This window comes from Tessaracoccus defluvii (assembly GCF_014489575.1).
Classification (GTDB): domain Bacteria; phylum Actinomycetota; class Actinomycetes; order Propionibacteriales; family Propionibacteriaceae; genus Arachnia; species Arachnia defluvii.
In genome coordinates this window covers 1,907,329-1,921,769 of record NZ_CP060789.1, presented here as the reverse complement: position 1 = coordinate 1,921,769, position 14,441 = coordinate 1,907,329, and the positions used below count along the sequence as shown (strand labels likewise).

At 70.1% G+C, this 14,441-nt stretch carries 17 protein-coding genes; 10 read left to right on the top strand and 7 right to left on the bottom strand.

Annotation, left to right across the window (positions count from 1 at the left end; genetic code table 11):
• Nucleotide 1 precedes the first annotated feature (1 nt).
• Both H9L22_RS09280 and H9L22_RS09275 read left to right on the top strand, forming a co-directional pair.
• Nucleotides 2-427, top strand: a complete 426-nt coding sequence (locus H9L22_RS09280; RefSeq protein ID WP_187722477.1) for a hypothetical protein — start codon at nucleotides 2-4, stop codon at nucleotides 425-427.
• 9 nt (nucleotides 428-436) lie between these two features.
• Complete coding sequence (locus tag H9L22_RS09275; RefSeq protein WP_068750687.1) at nucleotides 437-604, top strand: DUF3117 domain-containing protein; 168 nt, start codon at nucleotides 437-439, stop codon at nucleotides 602-604.
• A gap of 70 nt (nucleotides 605-674) precedes the next feature.
• On the opposite strand, the gene glgA is transcribed toward H9L22_RS09275, so the two are convergent.
• Nucleotides 675-1,856 (bottom strand): glycogen synthase, encoded by a 1,182-nt coding sequence (glgA, locus tag H9L22_RS09270; RefSeq protein ID WP_187722476.1) that lies wholly within the window; start codon nucleotides 1,854-1,856, stop codon nucleotides 675-677.
• 98 nt (nucleotides 1,857-1,954) lie between these two features.
• Here glgA and glgC point away from each other — a divergent pair, with 98 nt between their 5' ends.
• Entirely contained in the window at nucleotides 1,955-3,181 is a 1,227-nt protein-coding gene (glgC, locus tag H9L22_RS09265; protein ID WP_187722475.1) for a glucose-1-phosphate adenylyltransferase, read from the top strand.
• Between the two features lie 74 nt (nucleotides 3,182-3,255).
• Here glgC and H9L22_RS09260 read toward each other — a convergent pair whose 3' ends face one another.
• On the bottom strand, nucleotides 3,256-3,900 hold the full coding sequence (locus tag H9L22_RS09260; RefSeq protein ID WP_226966252.1) for an O-methyltransferase: 645 nt from the start codon (nucleotides 3,898-3,900) through the stop codon (nucleotides 3,256-3,258).
• A gap of 111 nt (nucleotides 3,901-4,011) precedes the next feature.
• Here H9L22_RS09260 and dapA point away from each other — a divergent pair, with 111 nt between their 5' ends.
• The 4 genes from dapA (at nucleotide 4,012) to H9L22_RS09240 (ending at nucleotide 7,446) form a co-directional block, all read left to right on the top strand.
• On the top strand, nucleotides 4,012-4,899 hold the full coding sequence (gene dapA / locus H9L22_RS09255) for a 4-hydroxy-tetrahydrodipicolinate synthase (RefSeq protein WP_187722643.1): 888 nt from the start codon (nucleotides 4,012-4,014) through the stop codon (nucleotides 4,897-4,899).
• 92 nt (nucleotides 4,900-4,991) lie between these two features.
• Entirely contained in the window at nucleotides 4,992-5,573 is a 582-nt protein-coding gene (sigE, locus tag H9L22_RS09250) for an RNA polymerase sigma factor SigE (RefSeq protein WP_226966302.1), read from the top strand.
• Nucleotides 5,573-6,985 carry an anti-sigma factor family protein gene (locus tag H9L22_RS09245; RefSeq protein ID WP_187722473.1) on the top strand — a complete coding sequence of 471 codons (1,413 nt, stop codon included), beginning with the start codon at nucleotides 5,573-5,575 and terminating at the stop codon, nucleotides 6,983-6,985. Before sigE ends, H9L22_RS09245 begins: the two co-directional genes overlap by 1 nt.
• A gap of 29 nt (nucleotides 6,986-7,014) precedes the next feature.
• On the top strand, nucleotides 7,015-7,446 hold the full coding sequence (locus H9L22_RS09240; protein WP_187722472.1) for a Sec-independent protein translocase subunit TatB: 432 nt from the start codon (nucleotides 7,015-7,017) through the stop codon (nucleotides 7,444-7,446).
• Nucleotides 7,447-7,455: 9 nt separating this feature from the next.
• On the opposite strand, the gene H9L22_RS09235 is transcribed toward H9L22_RS09240, so the two are convergent.
• The 4 genes from H9L22_RS09235 to H9L22_RS09220 are packed head-to-tail and all read right to left on the bottom strand — an operon-like array spanning nucleotide 7,456 to nucleotide 10,818.
• On the bottom strand, nucleotides 7,456-8,610 hold the full coding sequence (locus H9L22_RS09235) for an Mrp/NBP35 family ATP-binding protein (RefSeq protein WP_226966251.1): 1,155 nt from the start codon (nucleotides 8,608-8,610) through the stop codon (nucleotides 7,456-7,458).
• Nucleotides 8,611-8,667: 57 nt separating this feature from the next.
• Entirely contained in the window at nucleotides 8,668-9,048 is a 381-nt protein-coding gene (locus H9L22_RS09230; RefSeq protein WP_187722470.1) for a hypothetical protein, read from the bottom strand.
• Nucleotides 9,045-9,545, bottom strand: a complete 501-nt coding sequence (locus H9L22_RS09225) for a DUF1003 domain-containing protein (RefSeq protein ID WP_226966250.1) — start codon at nucleotides 9,543-9,545, stop codon at nucleotides 9,045-9,047. The genes H9L22_RS09230 and H9L22_RS09225 overlap by 4 nt, the downstream gene beginning before the upstream one ends.
• Nucleotides 9,538-10,818 (bottom strand): magnesium transporter MgtE N-terminal domain-containing protein, encoded by a 1,281-nt coding sequence (locus tag H9L22_RS09220; RefSeq protein ID WP_187722469.1) that lies wholly within the window; start codon nucleotides 10,816-10,818, stop codon nucleotides 9,538-9,540. The genes H9L22_RS09225 and H9L22_RS09220 overlap by 8 nt, the downstream gene beginning before the upstream one ends.
• A 94-nt stretch (nucleotides 10,819-10,912) precedes the next feature.
• Between H9L22_RS09220 and H9L22_RS09215 the strand changes: the two genes are divergently transcribed.
• The 3 genes from H9L22_RS09215 to H9L22_RS09205 all read left to right on the top strand — a co-directional run bounded on the left by H9L22_RS09215 (nucleotide 10,913) and on the right by H9L22_RS09205 (nucleotide 12,913).
• Nucleotides 10,913-11,410 carry a general stress protein gene (locus tag H9L22_RS09215; protein WP_187722468.1) on the top strand — a complete coding sequence of 166 codons (498 nt, stop codon included), beginning with the start codon at nucleotides 10,913-10,915 and terminating at the stop codon, nucleotides 11,408-11,410.
• Complete coding sequence (locus H9L22_RS09210; protein ID WP_187722467.1) at nucleotides 11,407-12,012, top strand: SAM-dependent methyltransferase; 606 nt, start codon at nucleotides 11,407-11,409, stop codon at nucleotides 12,010-12,012. Before H9L22_RS09215 ends, H9L22_RS09210 begins: the two co-directional genes overlap by 4 nt.
• A 76-nt stretch (nucleotides 12,013-12,088) precedes the next feature.
• Nucleotides 12,089-12,913, top strand: a complete 825-nt coding sequence (locus tag H9L22_RS09205; RefSeq protein ID WP_187722466.1) for an alpha/beta fold hydrolase — start codon at nucleotides 12,089-12,091, stop codon at nucleotides 12,911-12,913.
• Between the two features lie 47 nt (nucleotides 12,914-12,960).
• Here the strand turns inward: H9L22_RS09205 and H9L22_RS09200 are convergent, their stop codons facing one another.
• Nucleotides 12,961-14,397, bottom strand: a complete 1,437-nt coding sequence (locus H9L22_RS09200) for an aminopeptidase P family protein (RefSeq protein ID WP_187722465.1) — start codon at nucleotides 14,395-14,397, stop codon at nucleotides 12,961-12,963.
• Nucleotides 14,398-14,441 lie beyond the last annotated feature (44 nt).

Sequence of the window (14,441 nt, the reverse complement as noted above, 5' to 3'; positions counted from 1 at the left end):
CATGCAGATCGTGCTGTGGCTGCTGCCGCTGGTGGTCTTCGGCCTGGCCGCCTACCTCGGGTTGGGGAAGCTGGGGGAGATGCCGCAGCACGCCGTCCACGACCGGCCGAAGGGCCGGATCCCGGACGGCCCCGTCGACGAGGCGTTCCTGGCCGAGGCCCGGATCCCCGTGGCCGCCCATGGCTACGACCGCGGCCAGGTCGATGGTGTGCTCCGGCGCATCGCCGACGGCGAGGGCGTCGAACCGGGGCGGTGCTGTTCGACGTCGTCCGCCGGGGCTACGACATGCAGGTCGTGGACGACCTTCTCGACCGTCCCCAGCCGGCTGCGCCGGGGGCCGAGGAGCGACTCTTTCGACCGGACAGCCCGCCTGCTTGGTCCGATAAGGAATAATGGGGGGCACACCAGTTCGGCACACACAGAATGAGGGTGGCAAATGGCAGCGATGAAGCCCCGCACGGGAGACGGTCCCATGGAGGTCACGAAGGAGGGCCGCGGCATCGTGATGCGGGTCCCCGTCGACGGGGGCGGGCGACTGGTGGTCGAAATGAACGCCACCGAGGCGACCGATCTCCTCAACGCGCTGAAGGATGTCGTCGGCTGAGCCACGCGCAATCCCGTAGTCGCTGAAGGCCACCCCCGTTCGTGGGGGTGGCCTTCAGCGTTGCAGGGGGTCAGCCGTGGTGGGCGATGGCAGCTTCGTAGACGGCGACGGTCTCGGCGGCGATCTTGGCCCACGAGAACTCGTCGATGCAGCGCTGCCGACCGGCCAGCCCCATCTTCCGTGCGAGCGCGGGGTCACCGGTGAGCTGATTCACCTGCGCGGCGAACTGGGCCTCGAAGTCGGCCACGAAGGCGGCGTCTGAAGCCCGCGCCGGATCGTAGGGGACCAGCAGGCCGGTCTCCCCGTCGACGACGACCTCCGGGATGCCGCCGACGGCGCTCGCGACGACCGGCGTCTCGCAGGCCATCGCCTCGAGATTGACGATGCCGAGCGGCTCGTAGATCGACGGGCAGGCGAAGACGGAGGCGTGCGTCAGCACCTGGCGCACGGCGGCGCGGGGCAGCATGTCGCGCACCCAGATCACGGGGGCGGTGCGGTGCTCCTGCAGCTCGGCGAAGGCCGCGTTGAACTCGGCGGCGATCTCCGGGGTGTCCGGGGCACCGGCGAGGAGGACGACCTGCGTGTCGGGATCGAAGCGCCTGGCGGCCCGCACGAGGTGGACCAGGCCCTTCTGGCGGGTGATCCGGCCCACGAACACGACCGACGGCAGGTCGGTGCGCATGCCGAGCCCGCTCACGACGTCGGTCGCCTGGTCGGGGCGGAACTCGTCGGTGTCGATGCCGTTGCGGACGACGTGCACGCGGTCGGGGTCCAGGGCCGGATAGCTCTCCAGGACGTCGGCGCGCATGCCCGCACTCACCGAGATGACGGCGTCGGCCGCCTCGTAGGCCGTCTTCTCCGCCCAGGACGACACGCGGTATCCGCCGCCCAGCTGCTCGGCCTTCCACGGACGGTGGGGCTCCAGCGAGTGGGAGGTGACCACGTGGGGGATGTCGCGCATGAGGGCGGCGAGGTGGCCGCCCATGTTGGCGTACCAGGTGTGCGAGTGGACGATGTCCACGTCGCCGACCGCATCGGCCATCGACAGGTCGGCGCCCAGCACCCGTAGCGCGGCGTTCGCCCCGGGCGGGAAGTCCTCGGCATGGGCCGCGGCGCCGTCGCGGGGCTCACCCATGCAGTGCACCTCGACGTCGATCAGCTTGCGGAGTTGGGGCACCAACTGCGCGACGTGCACGCCGGCGCCACCGTAGATGGAAGGGGGATATTCGCGGGTCAGCAGAGACAGCCTCATGGTCATAGGTTGATCGTGTCATATCCGTAGTCGATCTGTGCGACGCGTTTTTTGTGGATTGTTCGCCTTTCGTCCCGGAAGGGAATAGGTTTTGAGCCATGCTCGCTCGTCCTCAGATTCTGTCAATCGTCCTTGCTGGAGGCGAAGGAAAGAGGCTGATGCCTCTGACTGCGGATCGGGCCAAGCCGGCCGTTCCGTTCGGTGGCACGTACCGCCTCATCGATTTCGTGCTCTCCAACCTCGCCAACTCCAACCTGCGTCAGATCGCGGTACTCACGCAGTACAAGTCCCATTCGCTCGACCGTCACATCGCCAAGACGTGGCGCTTCTCGACGATGCTGGGTAACTACGTCGCCCCCGTGCCTGCGCAGCAGCGGCTCGGACCCCGGTGGTACCAGGGCAGCGCCGACGCGATCTACCAGTCGCTGAACCTCATCATCGACGCCAAGCCCGACTACGTGGTCGTGTTCGGCGCCGACAACATCTACCGCATGGACATCGAGCAGATGATCGATGCGCACATCGACTCGGGGCTGGGCGCGACCGTCGCCGGCATCCGGGTACCGCGCAGTGAGGCGTCCGCGTTCGGCATCATCGACGCCGACGCCAACCACAAGATCAAGAGCTTCCTCGAGAAGCCGGCCGATCCGCCCGGCCTGCCCGACTCGCCCGACGAGTCGTTCGCCTCGATGGGGAACTACGTGTTCACCACCGCGGCCCTCGTGGAGGCGCTCCGCGCCGATGCGGACAACCCGACGGCTCGCCACGACATGGGCGGCGACATCATCCCGTGGTTCACGGCCCAGGGGCAGGCGCAGGTCTACGACTTCAAGGAGAACCTGGTTCCCGGCGCCACGGAGAAGGACATCAACTACTGGCGTGACGTGGGCACCATCGATGCGTACCACGAGGCCCATATGGATCTCGTGAGCGTCGAACCGGAGTTCAACCTCTACAACACCGAGTGGCCGATCTTCACCGACCAGGTGCAGGCGCCCGGTGCCAAGTTCGTGATCCGCGGACGCGCCGAGGACTCGATCGTCACCCCCGGCTGCATCATCTCGGGCGGCGAGGTCGACAGGACGGTGCTCAGCCCCTACGTGCGCGTCGAGAAGTGGGCGCAGGTCTCCGACTCGGTGCTGATGGAGGAGGTGTCGATCGGCCGCGACGCCGTCGTCCGCCGCGCCATCCTCGACAAGGGCGTCGTCGTCCCCGACGGCGTGCAGATCGGTGTCGACCACGAGCACGACCGGGCCCGCGGATTCGCGGTCTCCGAGGGCGGCATCGTCGTCGTCGGCAAGCGGGTCATCATCCCGCGCGACTGACCGACCAGACGACGACACCCCCGCCCGGAGAGGCGGGGGTGTCGTCGTTGACGGACCGGCTGGGCCGGAGGGCGTCAGTCCTTGACGGCGACCAGCAGCCCGTCGCCGACAGGCAGCAGCGCCTGCGTGTAGGACTCGCTCGCGGAGACGGCCTCGAGGGCCTCACGGATGATGATCGCCTCGTCCGACTCGTCCTCGGGGTCGGCGACGAGGTTGCGCCACAGGGCATCGTTGATGATGAGCAGCCCCCCGTGGCGAAGCAGCCGCAGCGCGCTCGCCACGTACTCGACGTATTCGAGCTTGTCGCCGTTGATGAAGACGATGTCGTAGGCGCCGTCCCGCAGCTTCGGCATCACGTCGATGGGGGAGCCCGCGATCAGGCGGAACCTCGACGACGAAAAGCCGGCCTTCGTGAAGGCGGCCCTGGCGGGAAGCTGGTTGTCGGCCTCGACGTCGATCGACGTCAGCACGCCGTCGGTGGCCATCGCCTCCAGGAAACTCAGCCCGGACGCACCCATGAGGGTGCCGACCTCGACGACCGCCTTGGCCGCGATGGCGCGGGTGAGCACCTGCAGAGTCGCCACGACGCCGGTGGAGACGGGGGTCAGGCCGGCCAGGCTGGCCTCGTCGCGCATCTCGGCCACTTCGGGCGAGGGGGCGATCAGGTCTTCTGCGAAGGTCCAACTGGCGACGTTGGGGGACTGAGCTGCGTTGTTCACGTGGCCAGCCTACTCAGGCTTCCGGCGCCGTGACCTAAGATGTCGCCCATGGATCATGGCGAAACGGCGGGCGCGCCCTCTTCGGGCGGAAAGGACGACTCGGAGGGCGACATGCGTCCCCTCTTCGGGCGTGTCCTGACCGCGATGGTCACCCCGTTCACCCCGGACGGATCACAGGTCGACTACGCGCAGGTGGCCCGGCTGGCCGCGCACCTCGTCGACGACCTCGGCAACGACGGGCTCGTGATCAACGGCACCACGGGGGAGGCCCCCACAACCTCGGACGAGGAGAAGCGCCGCATCCTCGACGCGGTCGTGACCGCGGTCGGCGACCGCGCCACCGTCGTGGCCGGCGTCGGCACCTTCTCGACACACCACACCATCGAGCTGGCCCGCCAGGCCGCCGACGTGGGCGTCGACGGACTGCTCGTCGTGACCCCCTACTACTCGCGGCCCCCGGCCGACGCGCTGGAGGACCACTTCGTCTCCGTTGCGGACGCGACCGACCTGCCCGTCATGCTCTACGACATCCCGCACCGCGCCGGGCTCCCGATCCCCGAGGACCTCCTGATCCGGCTCGACGCGCACCCGCGCATCCGGGCCGTCAAGGACGCCAAGGGCTCGATCGTGTCCACCTCCCAGGTGCTGGCCAACACCAACCTCGCCTACTACGCGGGCGACGACGCCTACCTCCTTCCGCTCCTGTCGGTCGGTGGTGTCGGGGTCGTCGGAACCTCCACACACTTCACGGCCCCTGCCGCGGCCCGCATCATCGACCTGTTCACCGCCGGTCGCGTCGAGGAGGCCATCGAGGCCAACCGGCAGGCGCTGCCCGCCTTCCAGGGAGTGTTCGCCACGCAGGGCTGCATGATGGTCAAGGCCACCCTCGCGGCCCGCGGCTTCGAGGCCGGGGGGTGCCGCCCGCCCATGGGTCGCGTCGCCCCCGCGACCGTCGCCGCCTATGCGGAGCTGCTGGAGACCTACGGCTTCGGCGCGTAGGGAACATTTCGGCTCCCTCAGGCGTTGAACAGGTAGGCTCACAGGTTTCTCACAGCTTGATCAGGCAGCCTTGAGGCATGGAGAGGCGATCGATGTTCCGCGGGAAGAAGACACACGCAGGTGTTGTCGACCCCGAATGGACCGCGCCCACCTGGCAGGAACTGGTCCGGGACCACTCGACCCGGGTGTACCGACTGGCCTACCGGCTGACCGGAAACCGTGAGGACGCCGAGGATCTGACGCAGGACGTCTTCGTCCGCGTGTTCAAGTCGATCCACACCTTCAAGCCAGGGACCCTCGAGGGCTGGCTGCACAGGATCACGACCAACCTGTTCCTCGACCAGGCCCGGCGCCGGCAGCGGATCCGGATGGATGCGCTCAGCGCGGCCCCCGACCATGTGTGGGGCTCGGCCGCCAGCCCGGACGAGCTGCACGCCGACGCTGAGCTGGACGCCGATGTGGCCGCCGCGCTCGCCGCGCTCCCGCCCGACCAGCGCGTCGCCGTCGTCCTCTGCGACATCGAGGGCCTCAGCTACGAGGAGATCTCCCAGGTGCTCGACATCAAGTTGGGCACCGTCCGGAGCCGGATCGCCCGCGGTCGTGCGGCCCTGCGCGACGCGCTCGCGCACCGCGCCCCCACCGCCGGCCGGACCCGCTACGCCGGGGTCAACTAGTGTCACCGGCCTGCCCGCGCTTCGCCGGCGACCTGTCCGCTTTCGTGGACGGGACGCTTCCCGACAAGCGCCTGGAGCAGGTCAGCTACCATCTCGCCACCTGCGCAGCCTGCCGCGACGAGGTGGCCGCACTGGCCAACCTTTGCGCCACCCTGAGCTCCTGCCGCTCCTCCGAGACGCCCGCGGAGCTGACGACACGGCTCGAGATGATCGCCGGCGACGAGGCGGCAGCCCCCCTGTACCTGTCGGCCACCGGGGGTCGGCATCCGTCGGCCCGGCGCGAGCGTGCCAGGGTCGCAACCTTCGGTGGGGCCGCGTTCGTGGCGGTGGTGATGTCGGTGGTGGTCCTGGCGGTCATGATCGCCCCGGAGCCTGCGCGCCTCCCCAACCCTCTGCGGACCGCTCGTGAACAGTTCTCGATGTCGGCCGCGGCCATCAGCATCAACGAGGCCATCGGCGCCGTGTTGCTCGCCTCCGACCGTGGCGCCAACCTCGGCACCAGCGTCCCCTACCAGCCGCTGCCGCAGCCCGGCACGGTGACGCCTGTGTCGGCTGACACCGCAGCAGGCATGCTGCGTGCGGCGGCGACGCACAGGCTCAGCCTCAGCGGCACGCAGTCGGTGTACGTCTCCGACGGCGAGCAGTACCGCACAGCCCGTGTGCGCGTCTCGAAGGCTGCGGGGGAGGGATCGCAGCTGGAGGTCCTCGACGCCAACGGCGACCGTTTCGCCGCCTCCTTCCTGCAGACGATCAGCGAGCACACTGTCAGGGCCCCCGAGGACTGGCGCTTCGCCCGCGCCGACGCACCCGAGGACGTCCACGGCCGCAGCGCCGTCAGGCTGACGGCGGCCGAGGACGGCCAGGCGGTGGCGGCCTGGTGGTTCGACGAGGCGACCGGGCTGCTGCTCTGGAACGAGCGCTACGGCTCTGACGGATCGGTCACGCTGGCGGCGGGCTTCACCGAGCTCGAGCTGGGCCCCACGCAGCTGAGCACCGATGCGATGCTCGTCATCAGCCTCGAGCCGGCGTCGGCCTCGGGATCCGCGGGCTGGTGCGTCGGCCTGCCCGCCTGCCCCGCCACCCTCGCCGGTCTGCCCCTGATCGCCTACTCCTCGAGCGACCGCGAGCACGCCCGCTCCATGACGCTGGTCTACTCCGACGGCTTCGAGACCGCCGTCGTCGGCTGGGCCGAGGGGCTGCTCGGGCAGGCGCAGCTGCGTGCAGACTCCGTGGCCGGCCTGCCGAGCGTGGAGATGTGGCAGGCGGGCCCCGCGACGGTGTGGGTGTCGACCAACGGCTCCCGCGCGCTGCTCAGGGAGATCTGCGCAGGGCTCCCGGCACCGGCCGACTACGACCCCAGCCTGGGGGAGAAGATCGTCGCCGGGCTCCAGCGTCTGATCCGGGTGGGCTGACACCCGCCCGGCCGGGTACCCTTGCACTCGTGTTGTTCGGCATCGACGGGGTAGACCTCATCATCATCCTTGTCCTTGCCGTCGTCATGTTCGGCCCGGAGAAGCTCCCGCAGTACTCGCGCAAGGCCGCGCGCCTGTTCGTCTACTTCCGCGACATCGCGAACAACGCCAAGACGACGCTCAGCACGGAGCTCGGCCCCGAGTACGCCGATCTCGAGCTGAAGGACCTGAACCCGAAGACGTTCATCTCGAAGCAGCTGCGCGACGAGGTCGCCCTGCTCGACGAGGCCAAGCGCGAACTCAAGGAGACCCAGGACCTGCTCAAGCAGTCGTCCAAGGACGTGGAGAAGGCCGCCAACCTCAAGGATGTCGGCGCGGGCCCGTCGGCCTCGTCGGCCCCGGCGCTGGAGGCCGGGCCGACGAAGCCGGTGGCGTCACCCTTCGACACCGAGGCGACGTAGGCGGCAGCCCTACGGGGTGGACAGCGGCAGCCGCTGACCCAGCAGCCCCTGCCGCGACGCGGCAACAGACTCGGCCAGCCCCAGCAGCGCCGCGGCGGCGGGGTGATCGGGATTCGACTCCACGATCGGGACGCCCCGGTCACCGCCGGCCAGCAGCGCCTCGTCGTACGGGACCTGCGTGAGCAGCGGCACGTCGTAGACGAGACGATCGGTGAGGGCCTCGGAAACCGTCAGGCCGCCCCCGGAGCCGAACAGCTCCATGCGGTGCGTCTCCTCGCAGTGGGGACAGCGGCTCTCCAGCCAGCTCATGTTCTCGACCACGCCGAGGACCCGCTGCTCGAGGATGTGCGCCATCGTGCCGGCCCGCTCCGCCACCTCGGAGGCCGCGGTCTGCGGGGTGGTGACGACGATGACCTCGGACTTCGGGATCTTCTGACCGAGCGACATGGCGACGTCGCCGGTGCCGGGCGGCAGGTCCAGCAGCAGGTAGTCCAGGTCGCCCCAGTACACGTCGCTCAGGAGCTGTGTGAGCGCCCGGTCCAGGATCGGGCCGCGCCAGGCGACCACCTGGTCGCGCGACGGCTTCAGCATGCCGACGGAGATCACCTTCAGGCCGCCGACGGCGGGCACCGGCATGATCATGTCGTCGACGACGGTGGGGCGCGCGTCGCCGAGGCCAAGCAGGTCGGGGATGGAGTGGCCGTAGATGTCGGCGTCGAGGATGCCGACGCTGCGGCCCTGCTTGGCCAGCGCCAGCGCCAGGTTGACGGTCACGGACGACTTTCCGACGCCGCCCTTGCCGGAGGCGACGGCGAGCACGCGGGTCAGGTTGCCCGGCTGGGCGAACGGGATCACCCGTTCCGTCTGGCCGCCGCGCAGCATGGTGCGCATGGCCTCGCGCTGCTCGTCGTTCATGACGCCGAGCTCGACGTCCACGCCGGTCACGCCCTCGACCCGGCTCACCGCGTCAGTGACGCGGGTCGTGATCTCGGAGCGCATCGGGCAGCCGGAGACGGTCAGCAGGACACGCACGAAGACGGCGCCGGCGTCGTCGACGCGGAGGTCGTCGACCATGCCCAGGTCGGTGATGGGGCGGCGGATCTCGGGGTCCTCGACCTCGTGGAGTGCCGCACGCAGCAGGGGGAGCAGGGGATTCTCGGTCACGGGGTCGACTCTAGCGCGGCCGCCGCGGCGCCCCACCTTCCGGTCGGGGCGCCAGGCTCAGGCGGAGCGCTCGTTGAGGGCGTCGCCCAGCAGCACCACGCTCGTGGCGATCAGCGCGGGCAGCCACAGGCCCGCCAGGCTGCCGAGGACGACGACGGCCGGGCCCACGACCATGGTCACGGTGAGCCGCTCCTTGTAGCCGAGCCTGCCGCGGGCGCCCGGCGCCAGCCAGAACCGCCAGCTTGCCGCGTAGGCGAGAACGAAGACGGCCGCCGCGGCGGCGCCGATCCACCAGCCGCCGGCGATCCGCCACAGCGACACCGCTCCCAGCACGAGTAGCGCCACGTGCCCGACCAGCAGCACGACGCCGTACCAGCGGATGTCGCCGGCCGGCTCCCGCAGCTCCGACACCTGGTCCGGCGAGATCTCCCTGCTCACTTCTGCTCCTCCTCGTCCGTGGCCTGCTCCAGGCGTTCCGCCAGGTCGCGCAGTTCGTTGCGCAGCTCGCCGCGGACGAAGTCCCTGGTCGCCAGTTCGCCGAGGCTCATCCGGATCGCCGCGATCTCCCGGGCCAGGAAGTCCATGTCGGCCCTGGACTGGGCCGCGATGCGGCGGTCCTCGTCGAAGCTGACCTGGTCGCGGCGCTCCTGCCGGTTCTGCGCCAGCAGGATCAGCGGCGCCGAATAGGAGGCCTGCGTCGAGAAGAAGAGATTCAGCAGGATGAAGGGATACGCGTCCCAGCGGAACCCGAAGATGCCGACGACGTTGAACAGGATCCACAGCACGACGAAGACCGTCATGTAGACCAGGAACGTGGCCGTTCCCATGAAGCTGGCCACGCTCTCGGCGAAACGGCCGAACGTCTCCGAGTCGAGCGACACCCGCGGCAGCCAGCGCCGCCGCCCCGGCTGCGACAGCGGGTTGCGCTCAGCCACGGCTCACCTCGTCGAACTCGTCCGCGTCGATCTCGTCCATCTGATCGCCGCGCCAGTCGTCCGGCAGCATGTGGTCGAGGACGTCGTCGACCGTCACGGCGCCCACGAGATGGCCCTCCGCGTTGACGACGGGGGCGACCACGAGGTTGTAGGTCGCGAAGAACCGGCTCACCAGCGCGAGCGGAGCATCGGGCGGCAGCGGCTCCAGCCCCTCGTCGAGCAGGGTGGCGACGAGAGTCGTCGGGGGCTCGCGCAGCAGGCGCTGGATGTGGACGGCGCCGATGTAGCGTCCCGACGGCGTCTCGAGCGGCGGACGGGTCACGAAGACCATGGAGGCCAGCGCGGGCGTCAGCGAGTCGATGCGGACGTTCGCGAGGGCCTGCGCCACGGTGGCGTCGGTGTCGAGGATCACCGGCTCCGGGGTCATCATGCCGCCGGCGGTGAACTCCTCGTACATGAGGAGCCGACGCACGTCGAGGGCCTCCTCCGGCTCCATCCGCTGCAGCAGGTCCTCTGCCACGTCGCTGGGGAGGTCCTTGATCAGGTCGGCCGCATCGTCCGGGTCCATCTCGGCCAGCACATCGGCGGCGCGGTCCGTGTCCAGTGCGGAGATCAGCTCGATCTGCTCGTGCTCCGGCAGCTCCTCCAGGGCCTCGGCGAGGGTCTCGTCGTCGAGCGCCTCCACGACCGCGGCCAGGGACTCAGGCTCCATGTCGTGGAGTTCCTGGGCGATGTCGGCGGCCTTCATCTCGGAGAACTCGGCGATCAAGTGGGCGGGGGTGCGGCCGGTCCGCAGGATCAGCTCGGGGATCTCCCTCCAGCTGGCGACGCGGGCCTCGTTGCGGCCCCCGAGGCCGAAGCGGCCCACCCGCGTCGTGGAACGCAGGGCAGCCGACGACAGCTCCCACTCCCGGTTGCGGACCTGGTGCATGGAGATGTCGGCGATCCGTGTGCGTCGGTCGTTGCCGATGACCCGGTTCAGGAGGTCGGCTGCGATCAGGATCTCGGTCTCGCGGCGCTTGAACCTGCGCGTGTCGACCTGGCCGAGGATGGCGACGTGCGTGGGGGCGATGCCGTGCACCCTGACCATCGGGACGAAGATCCTGGCCCGCGCGAACAGCTCGACGACAAGGCCCTTCACCCGCGGCGCCTTGCCGTCGGCGCGCAGGTGGCACACGACGTCCTTGACCCTTCCGACCTGGTCGCCGGCGGCGTCGACGATGGGGAGGCCGACCACGCGGGAGATGAAGACCTGGGTGTCCTTGGCGACCATGCGGCAAGACTAACGCCCCGCCCGCCGGACGCGACGGACGCCCGCCGGGACTGCGGCGCGGCTAGGCTGGACGCAGCACCCGAGGAGGACGACGATGACTGAGCCACAGGCACGCATGAGCCGGTTGATGCAGCTCGACTTTCCGCAGCACGTCGCTGAGTACCCCACCTACGAGGAGGCGCAGGCCGCCGTCGATTTCCTGGCCGACTCCAAGTTCCCGGTGCAGAACCTGCTGATCGTCGGCACGAACCTACGCCTGCTCGAGCGCGTCACGGGGCGTCGCACCTGGGGCTCCGTGCTCGGCCAGGGCCTCATCTCCGGCATCACGACGGGCCTCATGGTCGGCCTCATGCTGATGGTGTTCCTGCAGGGCGACATGGTGATGCTCTTCGTCGGTCTCGGCATGGGCATGCTGTTCGGCCTGCTCGCCGCCGGTCTCGGGCAGGCGATGAGCGGCGGCAAGCGCGACTTCAACTCCGCCAAGCAGACCGTGGCCACACGCTACGAGGTCCTCGCGGAACACAAGGTCGCCCAGCAGGCCCGCGACCTGCTCGCCGAGCGTCCCGGCGCCCGCGCGGCCCTGTTCGAATGACGGCCGGGTTCTGGGACGACCGCTACGGCCACCCGAACCACGTCTTCGGCTACCGTCCCAACGACTTCCTGAAGCAGCAGGCGCGGCTCCTGCGGCCGGGCAGCCGCGTGCTGTGCCTGGGGGACGGCGAAGGCCGCAACGGAGTCTGGCTCGCGCAGCAGGGCCACGACGTCGTCAGCCTGGACTTCTCCCGCGTCGGACTCGACAAGGCCGAGGCACTGGCAGCCGAGCGGGGCGTGACCATCGAGACCTGGCACCTCGACCTCGCGGACTGGGTCGACCTGCCCGACCCGGACGTCCCCTGGGACGCGATCGTCTCCGTGTTCGTCCACCTGCCACAGCCGCTGCGGGGCCGCGTGGCCGCGACGGCCACCCGACAGTCCCGCCCCGGAGCGGTCCTGATCCTGGAGGCCTACACGCCGGCGCAGCCCGCCCTGGGCACCGGCGGGCCGAAGGACCCTGCCCTCCTGCTGACCGGCCGCGACGTGACGGCCGACTGGGAGGGCTGGCGGCTCGACGTGCGGCTCGTGGAGCGGCGGATCTTCGAGGGGATGGGGCATCAGGGGCTCAGCTCGGTGGTCCAGGCCCTCGGTCTGCGCTGACCCTCGGTCCCGCCCGCGGCGGGAGGTCCGGTAGGTTGGAGACGGCATCGAGTCGCCGTCCCAGAGGAGCGGAAACATGGATTTGCACACCACGATCTACAACCGAGTCGCCACGGATCTCCCCGTGCTGCTCGTGGGTCCGAGCCTGGGGGGCAACGCCACCCATCAGTGGACGAAGGTGGCGGCAGCGCTCATCGACGAGGCCCGGGTCGTGTTCGTCGACCTGCCTGGCAGCGGCCTGAGCGAGCCGTGGGATGACGCCGATCCGGCCACTCTCGACACGGTCGCTGCGGCGGTCGCCGGGCTCGCCCGCGAGCAGAAGGCCGAGCTCGGCGAGGACACCCCCGTCTACTACGCGGGTCTGTCGATCTCGGGGGCCATCGGGCTGCACCTGGCCCGCGACTACGCGGACCTGTTCGCCGGCATCGTGGTCGTCGCGTCCGCAGCCACCGTCGGCGAGCCGGCGCGCTGGATCGCCCGCGCCGAGCAGGTCGAAGAGACCGGCACCCAGCAGTTGGTCGACGAGACGGTCAAGCGCTGGTTCACCCCCGACTTCCGGGCGGAGCAGCCGGCGGTCGTCGACATCATCATGGAGGGGCTGTCCACCAGCGAGGACCACTCATACGCGCAGCTGTGCCGGGCGCTCGCCGTCCATGACCTGCGGGCCGACCTGCCCTACATCCAGCCGCCGATCATGATGATCGCCGGCGAGCGCGACTCGTCGACGCCTATCGCGAACGTTGAACTGGTGGCGGAGACGGCTCCCCGGGGCGAACTGCACGTCGTCGAGGGCGCCTCGCACCAGGTCACCGTCATGCGTCCGCTGCAGGTCGCGGCCCTCATCAGCACGATGCTGCGCCGCACCCAGTGGAACCGCGTCGTCAGCGAATCCGCCGACTGAGCCGCGGTCCCGGGTGGGCGGCCGCTGCCGCCCCACCCGGTGACCCTTCAGCCCAGCAGGGAGGCCATCCACGCCTCGACAGCGTCGGGGTCGCGGGGGAGCTCCTCGGACAGGTTCACCGGATCGCCGTCGGTGATGAGGATGTCGTCCTCGATCCGGATCCCGATGCCCCGGTACTCCTCGGGCACCAGCAGGTCGGTGGACTTGAAGTAGATCCCGGGCTCGACCGTGATCACCATGCCCTCCTCCAGGGAGCCCTCCCGGTACAGCTCGGAGCGGGCCTGCGCACAGTCGTGCACGTCCAGGCCGAGGTGGTGGGACGTGCCGTGCACCATCCAGCGGCGGTGGAAGCCCCCGGTCTCGGGGTCGAGGGACTCGGCGGCCGTGCCGGGCAGGATCCCCAGCTCCTCGAAGAAGTCGGCCAGCACCGCGATGGCCGCCTTGTGCGGGTCGGTGAAGGCGTTGCCTGCGCGGCACGCCTCGATGCCTGCGCTCTGCGCCGCCAGCACGACCTCGTAGACGCGGCGTTGGGCCGGCGTGAAGCGGCCGTTGATGGGCATGGTGCGGGTGATGTCGGCGGTGTAGAGGGAGTTGACCTCGACGCCGGCGTCCATCAGCAGCAGGTCGCCGTCGCGGAGCACGCCGTCGTTGCGGATCCAGTGGAGCGTGTTGGCGTGGTCGCCGCCCGCGGCGATGGTGTCGTAGCCGACGGCGTTGCCGAGGTGGCGGGCATGCAGCCCGAAGACGCCCTCGACCCAGCGCTCGCCGCGCCCGGCCGCGACGGCGGCGGGCAGTTCGGCGACGACGGCCTCGAAGCCGACCTTGGTCGCGGCGCAGGCCGCCCGCAACTCACCCACCTCAAACTCGTCCTTGCGGAACCGTGCCTCGGACACCGCGCGGCTCAGCTCGGCGTCGCCGTCCTCGTCGGCCGCGCCCCGGAGCCTGTCGACCAGCGCGGTCACGGAATCGTCGGCCTCCCGCACGACGAGGAGATCGCCGCCCAGCTCGGCCTCGAGATCGAGGATGGTGTGCGTCGGGAAGCCGACGGCGGCGGACATCTCCTCCAGCGAATCGCGCTGGCCCACCCACATCTCGCCGTAGCGGGCGTCGGCGTAGAACTCGCGGTCGGTGCGGGGGGCGCGGGGCCGGAAGTACAGGATCGCCTCGGCGTCGCGGATCACCAGCACGGCGTCCGGCTCACGGTCCTCGCCCAGGCCGGTGTAGTACGCGAAGGCGCTGTGGGGACGGAACCGGTAGTCGGTGTCGTTCGACCTGGTCTTCAACGGGCCGGCGGGGATGACCAGCGTCCTGCCGGGGAACTCGGAGGCCAGCGCGGCCCGGCGGGCGGCGGCGTACGGGGCCGACGGGAGCCCGGCGGGAAGCTCGGTGGGATAGGGCTCCCAGTCCTTGACGATGAAGGTCTTGAAGGCCTCCGAGAAGGGATCTCGGCGGTTCTCGTTGCGGTCCTTGTCGCTGCTGCTCATGGCCTCCACCTTACGCCGTGGCCTCTGGCCGCCTCCTCTGTGGG